Source organism: Saprospira grandis, assembly GCF_027594745.1.
GTDB lineage: Bacteria > Bacteroidota > Bacteroidia > Chitinophagales > Saprospiraceae > Saprospira > Saprospira grandis.
Genome location: NZ_CP110854.1, coordinates 1977089 through 1998797, shown reverse-complemented (window position 1 = coordinate 1998797; position 21709 = coordinate 1977089). Strand labels below are relative to the sequence as shown.

Genomic DNA, 21709 nt, shown 5'->3' with positions numbered 1-21709 from the left:
TAGACATACATAGTATAATCCACTATACGTTAAAATAAGTTAGGTCAGTTTTTCCAAAGCCAAAGTAAGGGCCGTAGTAGAAAGCTGATAGGGCGAATTATTTCGCGCCTTCACTTCTTCTAGGGCTTGACGAATGGTCCAGGAAATATCCTCAAAAATAGCCGCATCCGTTAGGGCTTCACGGCTTTTCATCAGGTAGGCAAAGACTCTAGCCATACCGCAGTTGGCAATAAAGTCCGGAATTAAGCTTAGTTCTTCATCGGTTTGCTTGGCAGTTGGTCCAAAAAAGACCTGATCATCTACAAAAGGTACATTGGCCCCACAAGACATTACTTTAAGGCCTCCTTTCTGTAGACGCGCCACCTGCTCTGCGGTCACTAATTTTGAGGCCGCTCCAGGAATAAAAATATCGGCTGGAACGTCCCAAATGGCTTTTTGAGCTTCTTCAAAGGGAATTAGTTGGTCAGATTGCAGTTTGTTGCCCTTTTTATTCAGGAACAAATCCACTACTTGCTCGTAGCTCAGTCCTTCAGGGGCAATTACCCCACCTGCAACATCAATAATACCCACAATTTTCGCTCCATTTTTTGCAAAATAGAAGGCGGCTGCCGAGGCTACATTTCCCCAGCCCTGAATAATTACTTTTTTATCTTTTACGGTTTCCCCATGATACAAGTCATAATAATGGAAAACTGCCTCAGCTACTCCATAACCCGTTACCATATCAGCAATGGCCAATTTTTCTTCGGTTTCTGGAATATAAGTCGGATCTTCAATAATTTTAGATACGCCTAGGCGCAATTGCCCCAAAGCCGCAATGCGCTCGCCTCCTGTAGGCTGCAAATGCCCATTAACGATGCCCTCTTGGGGGTGCCAAAGGCCCAAATCTTGGGTAATTGGAATAACATCTTTGAGTTCATCCACATTGAGATCGCCTCCTGTACCATAGTAGTTTTTCAACAACGGAATGACGGCCTTATACCAACGTTTCAATACTTCTTCTCGGCGAGGATCGTTGGGATCAAAGTTGATTCCCGATTTGGCGCCCCCAATATTGGGTCCACAAACCGAAAATTTCACCTCCATGACTTTTGCCAAAGAGATCACCTCTTCTTTATTCAAGCCTTTGCGCATACGGGTTCCTCCTCCTGCGGCCCCTCCTCTCAAAGAGTTGATAACGATCCAGCCCTTAGCTTCGGTTTCTGCATCAGACCACTCGAAAACGATTTCGGGGGTCTGCTCTTTGTACTGTTTTAGTAGTTGTTCCATAGCTTCTTAAATTTTCGGCCAAGATAACGATTTCAACAGGCATTCAACTCGCCCCTCTCCTATTCTTAATCATATTTTAATTTTATTTTGTTTTTTTAGGGGCCTCCGCAGCAAAGCTGCGGCGCTATGTTGCGCAGCTCGCAAGTCTGCTCGGCCCTTCAGCCCTTCGGGCTTCGGTCTGGCCTAACGGCCACTGCTGCACAGCGCTAGGCCCGCCCGCCGCTCGGTTTTTTGTTTTTGCCCTTGGCCTATTTCTATTTGCTTATTTATTAATTGTATGCTTAGTTCTAGTTGTATTCCTTCTGCCATTCATGCCGCTCAGTTTTCTGATTGGCAATTGGGTGCCCAAATTCGCCCGCTTTCTTTTTGGACCCAAGAGCAGCCAGCTACTGCGCCCAAATTAATCTTACTCAGTCTGGGCGATCAGCCCCAACAAGAGGGTTTTCGCAAAGCGCTTTATGCTTTGCAGGCGATTTTCCCTAGCCAAGCTCCCTTCATTTTAGACCTCGGCTATTTGCCCCAGCCGCAGGCGCTCTCTTTTCTGCTCGAGCAGCCTTTGGTCCAAAATAGCTGCCTGCTCTTAGTCGATCCCGAAGAGCAGGCCTTTCCTACATTAATTAAACAGCTCAATGGCCAGAGATCTAGCATCATTGATCAAAAGCTCATTTACCAAGAAGCCCAAAGTAATTACCTCAATGAGTTAGAAATTGCTGGCCATTTGGCCTTTTTGGGCTACCAAAGCCACTACTGCGCTAAAAATAGCCTGATCCGCCTGCAAGAAGCGGGCGCTTGGACCCAAAGGCTGGGCTTGCTCCAAAGCCAGCTTTCCGAAATAGAGCCCAGTTTTAGAGAAAGCCAACTGCTGCTTTTTCGCCTCAATAGCTTGGCCCAAAATGGCTTTTTAAATCCCCAAGCTCCAGAGCCCAATGGCTGGACCAATAAAGAGGCTTGCCAAATTATGAGTTATGCTGGCCTTTCCGACCAGATTCAGTTGGTCTGTCTCCAAAACTTCAGGGCCGATTATCAGGCCGCTCCTCTAGCTGCAAAACTATTGGCCCAGATGTGCTGGTATTTTTGCTCGGCCTTCAAAGAGCGATTGGCCGAAGGGGTTCCGCCCCTGCAAGAGATGCAGCGCTATGCCCTACAGCTTCCTCAAGATAACCTCCCCCTCTCCTTTTATCAGTCTCGCCGTTCTGGCCGTTGGTGGTTTAGCCTCAGCCAAGAAGAAGAGGCCCCTCGCCTACTGGCTTGTAGCGAAAGAGATTACCTTTTGGCTTGTAAGGGCCAAATTTCGGAGCGCATTTTTTGGTCCGCCCAACAGCTTTAACACAAAAAGAGGAGCCCAACTAGATAAGTTGGGCTCCTCTTGGGCCTCCTACAGGCCCGAAGGGCCTATATTAAAATATCGCGAAGCGATGCCATTTTGTGCTGGGCGAATGCCCAGCGCATCGGCTGAGGGATGGGCAGCAGTGGCCGAAGGCCAGACCAAAGCCCGCAGGGCTGCAGGGCCGAGCGAACAGCGAGCTGCGATACAGCCCGACCCGGCCAAAGGCCGGGGCAGCCCCAAAACATTAATAAATTAAGGTAAAAGCGCTTTGAAAGCGGCATAGCCAGCATTGGCCTTAGGGGTAGTAGAACAGCCCAGTTCGCTAGCTCGGTCGTTGATATCTTGCACTCGGTTATCGGGATTGGGGTGCGTGCTCAAAAAAGCAGGCGTAGAGCCCGATTGGCCCTGGTCAATTAATTTCTGGAAAAAAGCCGAAGCGCCATTCGAGGCATATTCGGTATCGCAGAGGTAATCCACAGAATGGTCATCGGCATCCCGTTCGTGGCTACGGCTAAAGCTGAGGCTAGTCAGGTTAGTCACAATTTGGGCCAACATGCCAGGGTCATCTCCGGCCAAAACGGTCAGTAGCGTGCTAATGCCGTAAGCCTCAGTCATTTGCTGGGTAGAGTGGCGTTGATCGGCATGGGCAATTTCGTGGCCCAAAACGCCAGCCAAATCATCGGCCTGGTCCAAAAACTTAATTAATCCGGTATAGACATAAATATAGCCGCCGGGCGCACAAAAGGCGTTTAGGGTATTATCATCCTGAATAATATAGAGTTCCCAGCCAAAATCGCTGCGATAATTGAGTTCATCGGAGGATAAAATCTCATCTCTCATATCATAGAGATACTGATAAGCGGCTTCATTGCCAGCATAAGGCAGCAGGGGATATTCGGCGGGATTTGCGTCGATTTCGGTCTTGAGCTGCGCGCCAAACTCCTTATCTTGTTCTAGGGTAAAGATATTGATGCCCTGGTCCTTTTTGCAAGCAGAAGAACCCAAGAGCAAGGCCAAAAAGAGCAAGGCCAAAGAAAAATGCTTGTACATAGGGTGTTATTTTTTGGCTAAAAAAAGACTGAACCCTAGCAGGGCTAGAGTTTAATCATCGATTCAGATTGTGCTTAGAAAAGCTCAATAAATATACCGTAATTATTTGCGGGCCAAGACCTTTTTGGCGGCCTCAATCACATTAACGGCATCCAAGCCATATTTGGTCATCAGTTCGGTCACGGTACCGCTTTCGCCAAAGCTATCCTGTACGCCCACCATTTCGATAGGAGTAGGGAGTTTTCGGGCCAAAAGACCAGCAATACTCTCGCCCAAACCGCCATAGATATTATGCTCTTCGGCGGTAACCACCGCCTTAGTTTTGGCAGCAGAAGCCAAAACGGCCTCTTCATCTAGGGGTTTGATGGTGTGAATGTTAATCAGTTCGACGCTAATGCCTTCTTCGGCTAGGGCTTTGGCGGCTTCTACGGCCTTCCAGACCAAATGTCCAGTGGCAAAAATGGTCAAATCTGTTCCTTCAGCCATCAGCAAAGCCTTGCCCAACTCAAAGGGCATGTCTTCGGTAAATCGGGGCCAGCCTGGGCGGCCAAAACGGAGATAAACGGGACCGTTATGATCGGCAATAGCGATAGTTGCGGCCTTGGTTTGGGCATAATCGCAAGGATTAACGACCGTCATGCCGGGCAACATCTTCATGAGCCCAATATCTTCTAGAATTTGGTGGGTGGCTCCATCTTCACCTAGGGTCAGGCCTGCATGTGAGGCGCATATTTTCACATTTTTATGTGAATAAGCAATAGACTGGCGAATTTGGTCATAGACTCGGCCAGTGGCAAAGTTGGCAAAAGTGGCTGCATAGGGAATTTTGCCCGCGGTAGCCAAGCCAGCGGCTAGGCCCATCATGTTTGCCTCGGCAATTCCAACCTGAAAAAAGCGCTCGGGATGCTCATCAATAAAGGCATTCATCTTTAAAGAGCCAATTAGATCGGCACAAAGGCCCACCACCTTGGGGTTTGTTTGGCCCAAAGCCTGAAGTCCATCGCCAAAACCGTCGCGGGTCGACTTTTTGCCGATGCTTTTAATATCTTTTAGCATAGCTATATATAATTAATAGTCCGGTTCTAGAATTTGGTTAATAATCGCCCAGTCCTTCGGGTAATTGGGCTAAAGCATTGGCCAATTGCTCATCAGAAGGGGCTTTGCCATGCCAAGCATGAGTTCCCGACATAAAGTCGACACCATGTCCCATATCTGTTTTCAACAAAAGGACCACAGGTTGGCCTTGGCCGCTAGCCGCCTTGGCCTGCGCCAAATAGTCTAATACAGCCGCCATATCATTACCTTTTTCGCCAATCAAGACCTTCCAGCCAAAGCTTTCCCATTTACTGGGCAAATTGCCTAGGCTAAGAACATCATCATTGCTGCCGTCAATTTGCTGGCCGTTCCAGTCTACCGTCAAAATAACATTATCTTGTTTGTTGTGGGCCGCAAACATCGCCGCTTCCCAAATTTGGCCTTCTTGCAATTCGCCATCCCCACAAAGGGCATAGACCAATTTATCGTCGCCATCCATTTTTTTGGCCAAAGCCGCTCCTAAAGCTACCGAAAGCCCTTGGCCCAAAGAGCCAGAAGCTACCCGAATGCCTGGCAAACCCTCATGGGTGGTGGGGTGGCCCTGCAAACGGCAGTTGAGATGACGAAAAGTAGCCAATTCCTCTACAGGAAAATAGCCCGAACGCGCCAAAACACTATACCAAACAGGTGAAATATGGCCATTGGACAAAAAGAAGAGGTCTTCATTTTTACCCTCCATAGAAAAATCTGTATTGTGCTCCATTTGCTGGAAATAAAGGGCCGTGAAGAATTCCGCACAGCCCATAGAGCCACCAGGGTGGCCACTTTGCACGGCATGCACCATCCGCAAAATATCACGGCGGACCTGCGTGGCCATCTGCTCTAAATATTGAATATCTGCCATTAATTATTGAGTATGTAGTGAGAGAGTTGTTTGTCTAAATAAAAGGGTAGGGTAGGGGCTAGCGCATAGGCCGCTGCAAATCGGCAAAGTCATTGTCTAGCTGGTCTATTGCTGGCCCAATGGGGTACTGCTGCAAAATGCCCTTGGGTAGGGGCTGCAACAAACGCAAAGCATCCGATAGCTCTGTAGCGAGCAGCCACTGCCGCATATCTTCTCCATCTAGCAAAAGAACGGGCATTTGTTCTTGATCCAAGGCCTGCAATTCGCTGTTGGCCCGCACCGTCACCAAGCTAAAAGTTTTCAACAATTGCCCTCTGGGCCCTTCCCAATGCTCCCAAATGCCCGCAAAGGCCATGAGCTCCTGATGAGGCAGCAAAATGCGATGCGCCTGTCCATTTTTTTCCCATACGTAAAAACTATCGGCAAAAACTAAACAACGATGCTGCCGAACAGGCATACGGAAAGAATGCCGCTTTTCTATGCCTTCTGCCTTGGCTACAGGAAAACTTAGGCCAATTCTGGGATCTTTGGCCCCCCTAGGCACCAACCCCCAGCGATAAATCTGCAGCTTAGTCGATTTATTCGTCAAGACATAGGCATTGTTCCCCGGCCCAATATTATAGGAGGCCTGTAGGGGCTCAGCTACATCTATATTAAATACTCGCTTCATCCGAGTTCGACCAGCACTAAAAGAAAAACGTTCGCACATCTTATTTGTCAGTTTGTTTTGCCCAACAAATATAAACGATTTAGACTGTTATTGGTAGGTCGGCCCCCTTTTCTACAATTCTACTGTTTTTTTGGGGCCCGCGGCCGCCCCAAATAGGGCGGGCGGCCGCCGCTAGGCTCCGCCGCTCGCAGGTCTGCTCGGCCCTTCAGCGGCAAAGCCGCTTCGGTCTGGCCTGCGGCCACGGCTGCGCAGCGCTGGGCCAGGGCTCGCTGCGCTCGCAGGCGGCTTCGCCGCCTCCTAAACGCCTTAAAAATGTAAGCAAATAAATTATAACTTTACATTTTATAATCAAAAACATAAGTGTTTAAGTTTTAGGGCCAGTCAGAAGACTAAAAACAGGCAAAAAGCTCGATGTATAAAGTTTTCCACGTTTTTCCACGGACTTTTCCACAGTCGGGACTTAAAACAAAAAAATGCAGCTAAAAACAAAGAACTAAGGGCCTGTTTCAACAGACTTATTAACAATAATATTTTTAAAATGCATAAGTAACTAATTAGCAGGCTTTTGAAAAATGAGTTTTCCACAGGTAATTGTGTATAACCCCCATACTTATCCACATTTTATCCACAATGGCAATTTTGGATGTGGATAAAAATTGTGCAAAAGTGTGTAAAGGCTGTGAATTGTGAATAAGTCTGACTTTATACACAAAGTTATCCACAAGAAAATGGGTGTTTTTGGGTAAAAACAAAATCCACAATGGGCAAATTGTGGATAAGTCCGTTTTTCGTGGAAAAGCCACTGAAAAGCCCAGCTCAAAACTATTTCAAATTTTAACTAATGTGCATAAACTTGTGGACAAGTCCAAAAAGCTGTGGGAAAGTTAAATTTAAAGCTTCCTTAAGCTAGTGAGTTATCCACTTATCCACAGCCCTAATGATAATAAGAGTTTTTTTAAAAAATTTTTTATTTATAATTCATAAGGGAAGAAGCGCTCCAAAAAACCTGCTGCGACAAAATGTTTTAATTTTTGTTTTTACAGCCAAGGAAGCCCCAGCAGGATTTAAATTAATTTTAGATCAGTTCGCTAGACTTCAAATTCAAAAAATAGCCAACTTATCCTCGATGTGGAAAAGTTTTGTGGAAAAGCGCTCTTTTAGGTTAAAAAATTCAATTTGGGCAAAAGGGAGGAGCGAAGCGACTGGCCACAACAAGCCCTTTAGGGCGCCGTTCGACGACCAAAGGGAGTAACCGCCGCAAGGCGAAGCCGCAGCGACAACAAGGACTTTAGTCCGCAGTTCGACGACTGAAAGGAGTAACGCCCCAAAAAAATCGAAAATTATTCTTTAGAATAAATCTAAATAGGTTTTTTCTCAACTGCAAAGGCCGAGCATTGTTCAAAAGGCAGAGCAAGCTCAAAAAAAGGCCGTATTTTGCGGCCCCTCCTTTTTAGCGAAAAAAAGCATAATTCAGATGGAGCATAAAAAAATGCGGTTACCCAAGGCCGTAAGTATTTGGTTATTGATTGGGGTAGTGATGGTCTTTGCGCAGGTAGTCATTGGTGGAATTACGCGATTGACCGATTCGGGTTTATCGATTACGGAGTGGAATGTGATTAAGGGGGTTTTGCCGCCGATAGGAGAGGAGCAGTGGACGCTTGCCTTTGAGAAGTACCAAAAGCATACGATTCAGTACGAGAGCATTCATGCGGACATGACGCTTTCGGAATTTAAGTTCATTTATTTCTGGGAGTATTTTCACCGTTTGTGGGCCCGAAGCATGGGCTTTGTGTTTTTGTTTCCCTTTTTGTATTTCTGGCGCAAAAAATGGCTACCTGCTGGCCTAATGCGAAAGTTGGGCGGAGTAGTGGCCTTGGCGGCTTTAGCGGCTGTATTTGGCTGGATTATGGTCAGTTCGGGCTTGAATACGGAAGAATATGTTTGGGTGAATGCCTATCGTTTGACCACGCATTTGTCTATTGCGATTAGTTTATTGGCCTTGTTGTTTTGGGCCAGTTTGAAAGTTTGGCAGCCAGAGACCAAAGATGCCTATCATAGGGTATTGCGGAAGCGGGCTTGGCAAATCACGGCTTTAATTGGGCTACAATTGGTCCTTGGTGGCTTGATGTCGGGCATGAAAGCGGGCTATGTGGCCCCTCATTTCCCTCATATGGAAGTGGCTGCAGATGGCAGTTGGCAGTGGTTTTCCGATGTGTTGTATCAATCGGGAGAATGGAAGTGGGAAAACCTTTTGCGCTATAACAAAAACGCCTTTGCCCCTGCTCTAATCCAGGTTTTTCATCGCTTTACGGCCTATGCCTTGGCCCTATTGATTCCCTTATTGGCTTGGCGGATTCATCGTTCTAAGGTTTCTGCCCGCTTGCGAGGAGCCAATGTTCTTTTGCTTTTGGTTTTGGCCATGCAAATCGGCTTAGGCATTTTCACGGTCATCAATAGTGTTGGCGGTTCAGAGATTTTCCCGACCCTAGGCGTTTTGCATCAGGCTGGGGGAATGTTGCTTTTATTGGCCATGTTGTACCTCAACTATCAGTTTAGTGAGGGCGGCTACTTAGCCACTAAAACGGCTAAAAATGGACCGAAAGCCAAGGAAAAAGCCCTTGCTTAGCCGCTAAACTTAAAAAATATACGAAAAGACAGGTTTTTATGCCTGTCTTTTCTTTTTTTATTTATATTTTCGTGTATAAATAAGTCACCACTATGTTAGAACCTCTATTGCAGTTATTTTATCCTCGTTTGTGTTTAGCTTGTCAGCGGCAGCCTTTACAGCGGCAGCAGCGGGCTTTGTGCACTTCTTGTCAGTATAAAATTAAGCCCACCAACTATCATTTATTTGAAGAAAACCCTGTAGCTGAGCGCTTTTGGGGGCGTTTGCCGATTAGCAGAGCGAGCACGGCCTATCATTTTGTGAAGGGGGGAATATTGCAGCGTTTGATACATGAATTGAAATATGGGCATCGGCCAGAGATTGGGGAGGAGTTGGGGCGAAGTTATGGGCGTTTATTGGCCGAGGAGCCCTTTTGGAAGTCGGTGGATTATATTATTCCGGTCCCTTTGCATCCTAAAAAGCGTCATCAGCGGGGGTATAATCAGGCGGCGCGATGGGCATCTGGGTTATCGGAGAGTTTGGGGGTACCTTGGTCCGAGAAGTTTTTATTGCGGGCCAGTTATACGGAGAGTCAGACCCGCAAGAGTCGAGAAGAGCGTTTTGCCAATGTTTCGGATGCTTTTGTTTTGCGGCAGGCCGATAAATTGCGGCACAAGCACATTATGCTGGTGGATGATGTGATGACTACAGGGGCCACAATTGAGGCTTGTGCCAAGCATTTATTGAAGGCGCAGATTTCGCTTAGTGTGGTTTGCATTGCTTTGGCGCCTTAGTCTTTTAGGGCTTGGAGTTGGAGAATCGCTTGGGCGAGTTGTTGGTCCATGAGATGGGGAGAACTTTGGAGGGCCTTTAAGATGGCTAGTTGTTCGGCTTGGCTTTTATTTTGGCTAATTTTCAGGCAAAGGTCAATAGCTGTTACTTCAACTTGGAAGGCCAGTAATTCGCCAGAGAGGGCCGTTAAGTACTTCTCTGGGAGTTGTTCCCACTGGGGCCAATAAGTGGGCTCAAAAGCCAAAATACTCTCTTCTAAGAGCTGTTTTTGGCCCAATTGGTCCAAGACAGATAGCTGTCCACGAACTTGCAGGGCCAAATAGTTCCAGGTGGGCACATTTTGGCTATGCTGATAATGCTTGGGCGAGATATAGGCATAGGGGCCTTGAAAATGGATCAAGACCTCTTGTTTGTCTTGCTTTAGGAAGCTTTGGGCCTGTGGATTGGCTAGGGCCAGATGGCTTTTGAGTAGGAGAGGGTTGGACCAAACAAAGGGCAAGGGAGTGGCCCAAAGTTGGCCCTCTTGCTGCGATTGCAAAAGGCCAAAGGGATACTGCTCTTTCATCCATTGAAGTGGGGCAGGAGCATTGCTCTTGAAGCTTTTGGGAATATACATAGGCGGTAGAATTAGGTTAAATTTGGAGCGTACAGGCCCGTCAGGGCCGCAGGCTGAGGGATGGGCAACAGTGGCCCGAAGGGCCAGACCCAGCCGCCTTTGGCGGCGCAGGGCCGAGCGATCAGCGAGCTGTGAGACAGCCCGACCCGAGCGAAGCGAGGGGCAGCCCCAAAATAAAAAAAAGCGCCAGCCCAAAAAGGCCAGCGCTTAAAGCTTATTGACGAGGGCTAAACATCTCGAAGCGAGTAGGTTTGCGACGTCTGGGGAAGTAGTTATTTTCCCGTTCTACATCGGCAGTTTCTAGGTAAGGATCTAAAATAAATTCCTTGATTTCCTTTTCGGTCACAAAGACTTTAGAGACCTTATTGCTATTGTAGCGCCAAATTTCGGCGGGAATATAGCGGACCTCAGAGCTACCATCTACGTACTTTAGCTCGATGATGATGGGCATTACTAGGCCACCCACATTTTTGAAATCGACCTGATAGTAGTTGTAATCTTTGGCCAAAACTTCTTTTTCTTCGGCGCTGAGATTTTGGTAAGCAAAGAGCGAATTGCGCTGCGTTTCCTCATCTACACGGTATTTGTCGCGATCATTGTATTTGTCGTGAAGGTCGGGATAACGTTCCATGACCGTTTGCTTGACCGACTCCTTATTGCGGATATCTCCGATATAAGTGGGGTCTTCGGCATCCCAGATTTTTTGCATGCTCATCTCTTGCTCTGGGTTGAAGGTGTTGAGATGGTAGTGCGTAATTTCGTCTAGGGCAATATCTACATGATCGGTGCCATAGAACCAACCTCTCCAGAACCAATCAAGGTCTACGCCAGAGGCATCTTCCATAGTGCGGAAGAAATCGGCGGGAGTGGGGTGCTTAAATTTCCAGCGGTTGGCATATTCCTTAAAGGCATGGTCAAATAGTTCGCGGCCCATGATCGTTTCGCGCAAAATATTGAGTGCTGTAGCGGGCTTGCCATAGGCATTATTGCCAAATTGAAGGATCGACTCCGAGTTGGTCATGATGGGCACGATACCATTTTTATCGCCGCCCATGTAATCGGTAATTTTGTAGGCTGGACCACGACGGCAGGGGTAGTCACGCTCCCATTCTACCTCGGTAAGGTACTGCAAAAAGGTGTTGAGTCCTTCATCCATCCAGGTCCATTGACGCTCGTCAGAGTTCACGATCATGGGGAAATAGTTGTGCCCAATTTCGTGGATAATTACGCCAATCATGCCGTACTTTAGGCGCTCCGAGTAGGTTCCATCAGGACGAGGGCGGCCATAGTTGAAGCAAATCATGGGGTACTCCATACCCGTAAAGTTAGTATGGCTAGAAATGGCCACGGGGTAGGGGTAGTCAAAAGTATACTTAGAGTAGGTTTTGAGGGTGTGCACAACGGCACGAGTCGAGTATTTGTCCCAAAGGCCCATACACTCTTTGGGATAGTAAGAAATGGCGAGTACATTGCGATCGCCAAATTGTACGCCTTGGGCATCCCAAATCAATTTGCGAGAGGCCACAAAGGCTACATCACGTACATTAGAGGCATAGAAGCGCCAAGTTTGGCTACCTTCTCCTTTTTTGCTTTCATTGGCTTTGGCCTCCTCTTCCGTAATAATGAAAACGGGATCTTTGGCCGTTCTGGCTTTTTCTATACGCTCACGTTGGGTTTTGCTCAATACATCTTTGCTATTTTGCAAAACACCTGTTGCGCCCACGATAAAGTTTTTGGGGACCGTAATCTCTAGGTTGAAGTTACCAAAGCTGAGGGTAAATTCTCCACGGCCCATAAACTGTTTATTTTGCCAACCATCTACAGAATTGTAGGCACACATCCGAGGATAAAACTGGGCAATATTGTACATATAGTTATCATCTTCTGGAAAATACTCATAGCCTGAGCGGGCACGAGTTTTAATCCCATCATTGATATTGTACCACCATTTCACATCAAATTCAAACTTTTCGCCAGGTTTTAGTGGACGATCAAGATCGATCCGCATCATGGTTTTATTGATGGTATACTTTAGGTTTTCCCCTTTTTTTCCACTGACTTTCTCAATCTTAAAGCCGCCATCAAATTTATCAAAAAGACTCATAACTTGATAGCTATACATTTGAGGATCAAGCTTTTGGGTCTCTGTAATTTGAGCGTCAGAACCTTGGGCTCGCACATTTTGGTCTAGTTGCAACCAAAGGTAAGAGAGTTCATCGGGCGAGTTGTTGTAGTAGGCAATGCGTTCTTTGCCATAAATTCGCTGTTTTTCATCATCCAAACGAACCTGAATATTATAGTCGGCTCGTTGCTGCCAATACTTATGCCCTGGGGCTCCAGCCGCATTATGGTATTGGTTGGGCGTGGGCAACTCCTCATAGAGCTGCTTAAATTTTTCATGAGCACGTTCTTCTTGTGCCCAGCCATACTGCGCCAATAAAAAAAGGCTAAGTATAGCAAGTAGTGATCGTTTTAGCATAATTGGAAATATCTAAATTTAATGAACAAGATGTTGTGTTTTTGGGGCCTCCGCCTCGCTACGCTCGTCGGCGGTTACTCCCTTTGGTCGTCGAACTGCAGCCTAAAGGCCTTGTTGTCGTTTCGCAGCTCGCAAGTCTGCTCGGCCCTGCGCAAAAAAACAAGTTTTTTGCTTGGTCTGCGGCTGCGCCGCACTGCTACACATCGCTAGGCCGTATGGCCTTCGGCCATATTTAGCCCAGAAATAGCTCGGCGCCTTTTTCTAAACAAAGCAAAAAAGCAATACCAGCCACAGCTGAAGAAACCACTAAGGTCCAGTCTCTTTGTGCTTTATGGGCCAATTCTACAAAGATATAATTAAAGGCAAAACAGATGGCCACAATCAAAAGTTGCCCAATTTCTAGGCCCAAATTAAAGCCCAAAAGAGGCGTCAATAGGCTTTCATTGGCCACTAAGGTCTCTTTGAGGAAGTTGGAAAAACCCAAACCATGAATGATTCCAAAGGCCGCAATTAGGCCATAAGCCCAGTTTTTATTGATTTTTGCTCCTCTCTCTGAGGGAGGATAACTTATGTTTTGAATACAGCTAGCCATAATACTCACTGGAATCAAAAACTCAATTAGTGCAGACCAAACGGGAACAATTTCAAAGGTGGCCAAAGCCAAAGCGATAGAGTGCCCAAGGGTAAAGGCAGTAACCAAAATAGCCACGGTCCGCCAGTCAGATATCCGCCAACTGGCACAAATAGCAATAATAAATAGAATGTGGTCGTAGCCGTAGGGGTCTGTAATATGCTCTAACCCTAACTGAAAGTAGAGGCCAAAATTCATGTAGTCGTTTTAAAATGGTGATATATTTGTTCTTCAAGATCAAATTTAATGTACCAAGTTTTTATAAAATACAATCAAAAATACGACTCAGATGCCTAGCTTTTTGACAATTAGTCTACTTTGTTCGATTTTATGGCCTTTTTCTCTGGCCAAACCAGCCCAAACAATGGCCGAAAAAGACCACCCTATTTACCTCTCTGTTGCCGAAATAGATTATAAAGAGGAGGAACAAGCGCTACAAATTTCTATCAAGCTCTTTGTAGACGATTTTGAACAGCTTTTTTCTAAACGCTTGGGAGAAACTGTTGAAATTGGCACCGATAGAGAGCATCCTCAGGCCAATGAATTACTCGCCAATTATGTCCAACAGCATTTCAAACTGAAGGCCGATGGCCAAGCTATACAATATAAGTACTTGGGCAAGGAAATGGGAGAGAAGCGGAATATCTATGAATGCTATGTTTTCTTAGAGGCTAAAAATCTATCTCCTTTTGCTGAACTAACAATTAATAACAGTCTATTAATTGAGGAGCATTTCAATCAATTGAATTTTGCTGCCTGCCACACCAAAAGCCAAGGGGTCCAAAAAGTAATTAGCCGAAAAGGAAGAGAGGTCCAAAAAGTGAGATGGTAATTAATTTGATTAATTACAGTATTGTTGAAAATTTTTATCCACAGTTAACTTTTGTTGTTAGCTGTGGATAACTTTTTTGTGGAAAACTATTTAGAGGTTTTCCACATTCCTTTTTTGCAGTTTTCCACAAATTGTTCCACGTGGAACATGTTGATAAGTTCTTGTGGAAAACTAGAATTGCGCTCAAATACAAAACTTGGAAACTTACACACAAATGAGTTGTGGAAAACCTGAATTGATTGTGAAACGCGACCAATGTTCCAGGTGGAACATATTGAGCCGTGGAAAAACGTGGAACATATCCACAATGATTTTGTGGAAAACTGATAAAATTGTGGAGAAATGGCATTGTTCCACGTGGAACAATTTGAAAGCGTGGAAAAACGTGGAACATATCCACAGTTTTCTGTGGATAACTTAGGGGTTTTTGTGGACAATTGCCAATAAAAAAATGGAGCTGTACAGAATATTAGTACAGCTCTTTTTTTCTATGCGATTCTCAGCGCTTTGAATTTTTGGTCCAATTAGCCATGCAGCGAAGTTATTTTGCCTTAAGGTTGAGGTTTTTGGCCAAGAGCAAATCGGCTGAGGGGCTGTAGCAGGGCGGCGAAGCCGCAGACCCAGCAAAATGAGCGCAGCGAAATTTTGCGCAGGGCCGAGCAGATCTGCGAGCTGCGCAATGGCCCGACCCGCCCGCAGGGCGGGGCAGCCCCCAAAAAAAGAGGAAGCAGATATAGATCTACTTCCTCATGGGTATTTTTAGTGAAAAGGGATTATTCAATAATTGCCCCTTCTTGGTCAATGCTTAGGATCCAGCTCTTGACTCTTTGTTTTTTGGCTTTGTAGTGGGCGAGGATAGCGGTTTGCGCTTCTTCTGCTTTTAGTGTATTATTGAAAAGGGCGGCAATTGTGGGCCCTTGGCCACTATAATGGCAGCTAAGGCCACCTTCTGCATGAACAATTTCCTGAACTGCTCTTAAAAAGCTGCCTTCTTCGGCCCAAGCTTGGGGCCAAAGGGCCTCCTCTAGCAGTCTGAAATCGCTATAATTAAAGGCCCAACTCAAGGCAGAAAGGGCCTGCAGGCTAGATTTGCCTGTTTGGAGAGCAATTTCTTCTCGTTGAGCCTGCTGGGCTTTAACTTTTGGCGCAAAAACCAAGAAATAAAGGCCTTTGGGTAGGGCCATACGGCGCCATTGGCAGGGCGATTCTTGGACAATGAGGTTCCAGCCGCCGTATAAACTAGCCACAAGATCCTCGGCAGCACAGCCCGAAGCTAGGGCAGGGAGCATCAATTCTTTGGGCATAAGTGGACTTTTGAGCTGCTTATTGAGTCCATACAGGCAGGCGGCCACTAATGCGGCCTCATTGCCAAGGCCCAAACCAAAGGGAATTTTCTTGCGAACTTCCAACTCAAAGCCCAAAGTCTCTGTTTCTACGCCATAATCGGGCAAAAGGGCCCAAAAAGCGAGGGCGGCCTTGCCCATAGCCGTCTCGCCTAGGTTTCGGCTGAGCTGTTTTTGGTCGCCAGTAACTTCTAGAAGCTGCAAGCCAGCCTCTTGGCTAGGGCGGATAATCACTTCATCGGCTAAGCCTTCTAGGGCAACAGCCATACAGCCAGGGCCCCAAGATAATTGGCTCAAACTTGCGGGCGCCTTGATTTTTACGCCCAATTGTGCTTTAGACATCTATCTATTATATCTTAAATCTCAAAAAATAGGGAGGGGCTGCCTCCCTGAACAATGTACAAAGTTTTCCTAACTTTGTGGACTTAGATTATCATACAAAAGTACAGCTTATATGCTATCTAGCAGACAATTATTTTTACAACATTTGGCCCAGACCTCTGATGCTCCTTTGGCTTTAGAGATTGATCGGGCAGAGGGAATTTATATGTATGGGCCTACAGGCAAGTCTTATATTGACCTCATTTCAGGTATTTCAGTGTCTAATTTAGGGCATCGGCACCCCAAGGTAATGGCCGCAATTGCTGCACAATCAGAGCGCTATTTGCATACCTTGGTTTATGGGGAGTTTATTTTGAGTCCTCAGGTTCAATTGGCAAAGTACTTAGCCGATTTACTGCCCGCTTCTTTGTCTAGCTGCTATTTTGTCAATTCTGGAACAGAAGCAACAGAAGGGGCCATGAAACTGGCCAAGCGCTATACTGGCCGGGCCGAAATCATTGCCTGCGAAACCTCTTATCATGGGAGTAGCCAAGGGGCATTGAGCTTGATGAGCACCGACTTTTTTACCGCTCCTTTTCGCCCACTTTTACCCAATGTCAATCATATTGCCTTTAATAGCTGGCCCGATTTGGATAAAATTACGGAAAAAACGGCTGCTGTGATCATTGAACCCGTACGGGCAGAGAAAGGGGTGGAAAATCCTCTAGAAGGCTATTTAAAGGCCCTCAGAGCGCGTTGTACAGCCGTTGGCGCCCTACTAATATTTGATGAAATTCAGGTGGGCTGTGGCCGCACTGGTAGCTTCTTTGCCTTTGAGCAGTTTGATGTAGTGCCCGATATTCTCCTTTTGGCCAAAGGTTTTGGCGGTGGAATGCCTATAGGGGCTTTTATTGCCAGCCAAGAAATTATGCAGGTGCTTAGTCATAATCCCTTTTTGGGACATATTACTACTTTTGGAGGGCATCCGCTTTGTTGTGCCGCTGCTTTGGCCAACTTAAAAGTGTTGAAGGAAGAATATGAGGAGTTGATCGGGACGGTCAAGGAAAAGGAGGCCCTTTTCTTAAGCTTACTCAAGCATCCTAAAATTAAAACGGTCCGTTCTGCTGGCCTACTAATGGCCGTTCAGCTTTCTAGCTATGAACAAACGAAGTCGGTTATCCTTAAGTGTATGGAAAAAGGTTTGATTTCAGACTGGTTCCTCTTTAATGATTCGGCGATCCGAATTGCACCACCACTTATTATTAGTCCTCAACAAATTCATCAGGCTGTGGCTATTTTGCTAGAAGCTATTGATGAAGTAGACGGCCCAAGCTATGACAAGAACAACTAAAACAGCGACCCAAGGGTTTTTATACCTGCTGCCGATTTGGGCAATTGGGATGATTGTGGGCCAGCTAGGCCTTCAGCTTATTGCTTCGGCCTATGGGATCAGTAATTTAATGGAGCTGGTGGCCAATTTAGCAACTACAGCACCTACTCCCAATGAACTTGCAGGCCTAAAATGGGGGAGCCTGTTTAGCCATTTTTGTGGCTATACTTTGGTGGCCCTAGGCTTTAGCCTAATTTGGAAGCCCCAAAAAGCCATGGATTTTTTGCTGCTCAATCGCTCTGCTAAGTTCTGGACCTATTTGCTTTTGCCAGTTTTAGCACTTTGCCTTTATCCAATTGCTATGCAGCTCTATGCGCTCAATCAGATGATTACTCCAGAAAGCTGGATCGCTAAAGAGACCATTGCCTTGCAAGAAAAGTTGATGAGCATGAATAGCCCAATGGACCTATTGACCAACTTTTTGTTGGTGGGCTTGGCCGCTGGCCTAGGAGAGGAGCTCCTCTTTAGAGGGATTCTCCAACGCCTACTCGCTCAACTTACTAAGAATTTGGACTTAGGTATTTGGATTGCGGCTCTGCTGTTTAGCCTGATCCACTTTCAGCCAGAAGGCTTTATCCCTCGCTTTTTATTGGGGGCACTTTTAGGCTATAGTTTGCGCTGGACGGGCAGTCTTTGGACGCCTATTTTGCTGCATATCGCCTTTAATTCTTCTCAATTGTTGCTCTATTATTTTTTCGCAGACCAAATGTCTGAACAAACAGGCTTAGAGCTACCCATTTATTTAGGCATCTTGGCTTATCCTTTGGCTTTGGCAATCTGTTTTTTACTCTATAAAGGGCATAAAAAACAAGGCGCTATTCAGGCCGATGATTATTTACCCTCCTAATTTATAGCTTATGAGTTTGCGCTTGCGCACAACTACGGCCCTTGTTTTTGGGGTCATTATGATTGTGGGAACTTTGGCCCACCCTATTTCGGCGGCAGTCCTCTACCTTTTGGTGGGCTTTTTATGTATCCGAGAGCTGGGCCAATTGCTCCTACAGCAAGATAGTCCACAGAAAATCTATAATCAATTGCGGCGAGCACTCTTTATGTTGCTCTCTATTTTGCCCGCTTTGCTCCTTGTAGATGGCTATTTATCGCCTTTTCCTTTAGTCCTAAATGGGCTAGGTCATTGGTTTTTGCCCCTTTATTCTCTGCCTTTTCTCTTAGAGTTGGCGGCTTCAAGCAAAAATCCTTTCCAAAATATTGCCTACAGCTATCTGGGCCTTTTCTATATTGGGCTGCCCACTTTCTTGCTTTGCTTTCTGTCTTTGCAAGATCCCTCGGGCCGCTTTCTCATTATGGCTATTATGCTTTTGGTTTGGGCCAATGATGTTTTTGCCTATCTGACAGGCCGCAAGCTCGGAAAACGTAGAATTTCGCCCATTTTATCGCCCAATAAAACGCTTGAGGGCCTTATTGGGGGATTTACAGCGGCTCTGCTTTGGGGCTTTGCTTCTTATTTTGTCTGGAGCATCCTCGATTTTTCCCTCTCTACTTGGCTGATTCTGGCCGCAGAGGCCTCTATTTTTGCCTTTTGGGGCGATCTTATTGCCTCTATGCTCAAACGCTCACTCAATATTAAGGATACAGGAACAACTTTGCCTGGGCATGGTGGACTGATTGACCGCTTTGATGCCTTCCTTTTTGTCTTTCCTGTGATTACTTTTACGATTATTTTTATCCTGAAAATCGCTAGATTTATTCCTTTTTAAGTGAATTTGGGGCCTCTTGCCTACGGCAGGCGGTTACTCCCTTCGGTCGTCGAACTGCGGTCTAAAGACCTTGTTGTCGTTGCGGGGCTCGCTGTTGTTTTGGGGCCTCCTGCCTTCGGCAGGCGCTACGTTTCGGGGCTCGCTCTTCGCTCGGCCCTTCGGCGGCTTTGCCGCCTCGGTCTGGCCTTCGGCCACCCCTGCACATCGCTAGGCCGCACAACATGAGGCGCTGCTTTGGGCTTTTCGCTTCGGCCTTTTCACCTTTTTAGCTGTTATGATATGTCAATAATACCAAAAGAAACTGCAGAACAATTGGCCCAACTCATTCGAGCATGGAACGCCAAAGGCTTTTCGCCAGCAACTAGCACCAATTATTCGTTTAGAGTCGGGGCAGATCGCCTGGCTATTTCTAAGTCGGGCCGAGATAAAAGCCAGTTCTCTGCCCAAGATTTTATGCTTGTAGATCTAAAGGGGAGGGCCCTTCCTCCCTTTGAGGGAGAACGTTCTTCGGCCGAAACCCTACTGCATACGGTCCTTTATGAAGAGAATGAAGCCATAAATGTGGTGGTTCATACCCACTCTATTTATGGCACCCTCCTCTCTGATTATTACTTAAAGCAGGGAAATTTGCAGCTTAGTCAGTATGAATTACTCAAAGCTTTACCTCAATTTGATAGCCATGAAGTAGATTTTGAGCTGCCTATTTTTCCCAATACGCAGGACATAGAGCAACTTTCTGAAGATTTTAGACAGCTCTATTTGGCCCAACCTGCTACTATTGCTTATTTGATTGCAGGACATGGACTCTATACTTGGGGCAAAAGTATAGCCGAAGCCAAACGGCATTTAGAAGCTTTAGAGTTTTTATTGGAAGTACATTATAAAAAACTGCTTTTGGCTCCACGCTAATGTTCCACGTGGAACAATGGGTTTTTCCATTTCCACAAATTGAGGCGTCGTTTTTCATTGTTCCACGTGGAACAATTTGCTGCACCACAGTTTTTTGATCTTTTTACAACAGGGAGGAGAATTGAAAAACTGCTTTTTGGCTCCAAAATAGCTGAAAAACCACTTTTTTCTAAGCGCTGAGAATTTGATGTGCCTTATACTTAGGCCGAAAAGTTTTTTCTGTGCGATTCTCAGCGCTTAAGAAAACGGTCTTTTTTTAGCCTTTTTGGGCTAAAAAGGGAGAGTTAAATTTGGAAAGCCCAAAATTTATCCTGAATTTTAAACTATGATGAAAACAGAAAATAGATTTAAGACCACTTCATGCTGCTGTTGCTGCCATCCCTGTTTTGCTCTCCGAGCATCTCAGTGCTAAAGTTATGTATCAATGAAGAGTTAAATCTGATGTTTTACATAACCAAAGCCTTTTTGAGATGTTCTCTCAAAAAGGCTTTTTCTTTTTTCCAGAATCTAATCTTATGCAGACCATTTCCTTGATTACTTGCTGTTGTTGTTGTCATTCTCTTTTGCTTGGGCAAAAAGAGGAGAGAGGCAATGCCAGTAATTGATCTTTGTTTTGGTCTACTTACTATTATTGTTCGGCTCAACTTCTTTTGTCTAAAAGAAGTTGAGCTTTTTTTTGGTCCAGAAGGGCCGAAGGCCCTTGGCTGAGGGATGGACAGCAGTGGCCCCTAGGGCCAGACCGAGCAAAATAAGCGCAGCGAAATTTTGCGAAGGGCCGAGCAGACCTGCGAGCTGCGACACAGCCCGACCCGCCCGCAGGGCGGGGCAGCCCCAAAACAATCAAAAAAATAAAAAACATACTCCTCCAATATGCCAGCAACCATTAAAAAATATCAAGAAGCTTTAGCTGCCGTAGGTCGCTTAGTGGGGCAAACGCCCTTGGTAGAGCTCAAAAGTCTGAGCCCTTCTCCCAATATTCATATTTATGCCAAGCTAGAGTGGCATCAGTTGGGGGGCAGCGTGAAGACGAGGGCCGCCTACAACATCATTAAAACTGCTATAGAGCGGGGCGAATTGGGCCAAGGCAAGCAGCTTTTGGATGCCAGTAGTGGCAATACGGCCATTGCTTATGCGCATATAGCGGCGGCTCTGGGCATTCCATTAACCATTATTTTGCCTGAAAATGCCTCGGTAGAGCGCAAGCGAATCTTGAGAGCATTAGGGACAAACCTCATTTTTAGTTCTCCATTTGGGGGCACCGATGAGGCCCAAGAAAAGGCCAAAGCGCTTGCTTTGGCCGAGCCAGAGAAATACTATTATGCCGACCAATATAGTAATCCAGCCAATTGGCAGGCGCATTATTATGGAACCAGCGAGGAAATCTGGGCGCAAACGGCGGGTAAAATTACCCATTTTGTAACCGCTTTAGGGACCACGGGCAGTTTTGTGGGCAATGCTAGAGGATTAAAAGAGAAAAACCCTGCGATACAGTTGGCCAGTTTGCAGCCAGATGGCGCGCTACATGGTTTGGAAGGCTGGAAACACCTACCGACGGCCTATGTGCCCCCCATTTATGATGATAGTTTGGCGCATCATGAACTGCCAATAGACAGTTTTCAGGCCTATGATATGCTCAGAAGGCTGGCCAAAGAAGAGGGTTTATTGGTAAGTCCTTCCGCTGCGGCCAATGTATTGGGGGCCTATTTATGGGCCCAAGAGCTTCCGCCTGAGCAAGAAGCCCATATAGTGACCCTTTTGCCAGATAGTGCAGACAAGTACGGGGAGGTCATTGAACAAATTTTTCCATATTAAAATCGC

Annotated in this window: 19 protein-coding genes; 9 read left to right on the top strand and 10 right to left on the bottom strand. The window is 46.2% G+C overall.

The window, feature by feature from the left end:
- Positions 1 to 39: 39 nt before the first annotated feature.
- Complete coding sequence (locus OP864_RS08045; RefSeq protein ID WP_270100694.1) at positions 40 to 1269, bottom strand: Glu/Leu/Phe/Val dehydrogenase dimerization domain-containing protein; 1230 nt, start codon at positions 1267 to 1269, stop codon at positions 40 to 42.
- 277 nt (positions 1270 to 1546) lie between these two features.
- On the opposite strand from OP864_RS08045, the gene OP864_RS08040 reads away from it, so the two are divergent.
- On the top strand, positions 1547 to 2596 hold the full coding sequence (locus OP864_RS08040) for an arginase family protein (protein ID WP_270100693.1): 1050 nt from the start codon (positions 1547 to 1549) through the stop codon (positions 2594 to 2596).
- Positions 2597 to 2848: 252 nt separating this feature from the next.
- On the opposite strand, the gene OP864_RS08035 is transcribed toward OP864_RS08040, so the two are convergent.
- From OP864_RS08035 to OP864_RS08020, 4 genes are all read right to left on the bottom strand, one after another.
- Positions 2849 to 3646 carry a M48 family metalloprotease gene (locus OP864_RS08035; protein WP_270100692.1) on the bottom strand — a complete coding sequence of 266 codons (798 nt, stop codon included), beginning with the start codon at positions 3644 to 3646 and terminating at the stop codon, positions 2849 to 2851.
- 102 nt (positions 3647 to 3748) lie between these two features.
- A complete protein-coding gene (locus OP864_RS08030) occupies positions 3749 to 4702 on the bottom strand; it encodes a transketolase family protein (RefSeq protein ID WP_270100691.1) in 954 nt (317 codons plus the stop codon).
- Between the two features lie 37 nt (positions 4703 to 4739).
- Positions 4740 to 5585, bottom strand: coding sequence for a transketolase (locus OP864_RS08025; RefSeq protein ID WP_015692391.1), 846 nt, complete (start codon positions 5583 to 5585; stop codon positions 4740 to 4742).
- Between the two features lie 58 nt (positions 5586 to 5643).
- On the bottom strand, positions 5644 to 6294 hold the full coding sequence (locus tag OP864_RS08020; protein WP_270100690.1) for an SOS response-associated peptidase: 651 nt from the start codon (positions 6292 to 6294) through the stop codon (positions 5644 to 5646).
- Between the two features lie 1450 nt (positions 6295 to 7744).
- Here OP864_RS08020 and OP864_RS08015 point away from each other — a divergent pair.
- Both OP864_RS08015 and OP864_RS08010 read left to right on the top strand, forming a co-directional pair.
- A complete protein-coding gene (locus OP864_RS08015; RefSeq protein WP_270100689.1) occupies positions 7745 to 8881 on the top strand; it encodes a COX15/CtaA family protein in 1137 nt (378 codons plus the stop codon).
- 92 nt (positions 8882 to 8973) lie between these two features.
- Positions 8974 to 9654 carry a ComF family protein gene (locus tag OP864_RS08010; protein WP_015692386.1) on the top strand — a complete coding sequence of 227 codons (681 nt, stop codon included), beginning with the start codon at positions 8974 to 8976 and terminating at the stop codon, positions 9652 to 9654.
- On the opposite strand, the gene OP864_RS08005 is transcribed toward OP864_RS08010, so the two are convergent.
- The 3 genes from OP864_RS08005 to OP864_RS07995 form a co-directional block, all read right to left on the bottom strand.
- Positions 9651 to 10268 (bottom strand): FMN-binding negative transcriptional regulator, encoded by a 618-nt coding sequence (locus OP864_RS08005; RefSeq protein WP_270100688.1) that lies wholly within the window; start codon positions 10266 to 10268, stop codon positions 9651 to 9653. The two genes, OP864_RS08010 and OP864_RS08005, sit on opposite strands and share 4 nt — an antisense overlap.
- A 214-nt stretch (positions 10269 to 10482) precedes the next feature.
- Positions 10483 to 12747, bottom strand: a complete 2265-nt coding sequence (locus OP864_RS08000; RefSeq protein WP_270100687.1) for a M1 family metallopeptidase — start codon at positions 12745 to 12747, stop codon at positions 10483 to 10485.
- A gap of 232 nt (positions 12748 to 12979) precedes the next feature.
- A complete protein-coding gene (locus OP864_RS07995; RefSeq protein WP_270100686.1) occupies positions 12980 to 13576 on the bottom strand; it encodes a HupE/UreJ family protein in 597 nt (198 codons plus the stop codon).
- A gap of 91 nt (positions 13577 to 13667) precedes the next feature.
- Between OP864_RS07995 and OP864_RS07990 the strand changes: the two genes are divergently transcribed.
- Positions 13668 to 14210 carry a DUF6702 family protein gene (locus OP864_RS07990; protein ID WP_270100685.1) on the top strand — a complete coding sequence of 181 codons (543 nt, stop codon included), beginning with the start codon at positions 13668 to 13670 and terminating at the stop codon, positions 14208 to 14210.
- A 773-nt stretch (positions 14211 to 14983) separates the two neighbouring features.
- Here the strand turns inward: OP864_RS07990 and OP864_RS07985 are convergent.
- On the bottom strand, positions 14984 to 15895 hold the full coding sequence (locus tag OP864_RS07985; protein ID WP_270100684.1) for a GHMP family kinase ATP-binding protein: 912 nt from the start codon (positions 15893 to 15895) through the stop codon (positions 14984 to 14986).
- 112 nt (positions 15896 to 16007) lie between these two features.
- Here OP864_RS07985 and OP864_RS07980 point away from each other — a divergent pair, with 112 nt between their 5' ends.
- The 4 genes from OP864_RS07980 to mtnB all read left to right on the top strand — a co-directional run bounded on the left by OP864_RS07980 (position 16008) and on the right by mtnB (position 19891).
- The gene (locus OP864_RS07980; protein ID WP_270100683.1) at positions 16008 to 17225 is read left to right on the top strand and encodes an aspartate aminotransferase family protein; all 1218 of its coding nucleotides are present in this window, start codon (positions 16008 to 16010) and stop codon (positions 17223 to 17225) included.
- Positions 17209 to 18111, top strand: a complete 903-nt coding sequence (locus OP864_RS07975; RefSeq protein WP_270100682.1) for a CPBP family intramembrane glutamic endopeptidase — start codon at positions 17209 to 17211, stop codon at positions 18109 to 18111. The genes OP864_RS07980 and OP864_RS07975 overlap by 17 nt, the downstream gene beginning before the upstream one ends.
- Positions 18112 to 18121: 10 nt before the next feature.
- Entirely contained in the window at positions 18122 to 18982 is an 861-nt protein-coding gene (locus tag OP864_RS07970; protein WP_270100681.1) for a phosphatidate cytidylyltransferase, read from the top strand.
- A 279-nt stretch (positions 18983 to 19261) separates the two neighbouring features.
- Positions 19262 to 19891, top strand: coding sequence for a methylthioribulose 1-phosphate dehydratase (gene mtnB, locus OP864_RS07965; protein WP_270100680.1), 630 nt, complete (start codon positions 19262 to 19264; stop codon positions 19889 to 19891).
- 446 nt (positions 19892 to 20337) lie between these two features.
- On the opposite strand, the gene OP864_RS07960 is transcribed toward mtnB, so the two are convergent.
- Positions 20338 to 20535, bottom strand: coding sequence for a hypothetical protein (locus OP864_RS07960; RefSeq protein ID WP_270100679.1), 198 nt, complete (start codon positions 20533 to 20535; stop codon positions 20338 to 20340).
- 226 nt (positions 20536 to 20761) lie between these two features.
- Here OP864_RS07960 and OP864_RS07955 point away from each other — a divergent pair, with 226 nt between their 5' ends.
- Positions 20762 to 21703 carry a PLP-dependent cysteine synthase family protein gene (locus tag OP864_RS07955; protein ID WP_270100677.1) on the top strand — a complete coding sequence of 314 codons (942 nt, stop codon included), beginning with the start codon at positions 20762 to 20764 and terminating at the stop codon, positions 21701 to 21703.
- Positions 21704 to 21709: the final 6 nt, after the last annotated feature.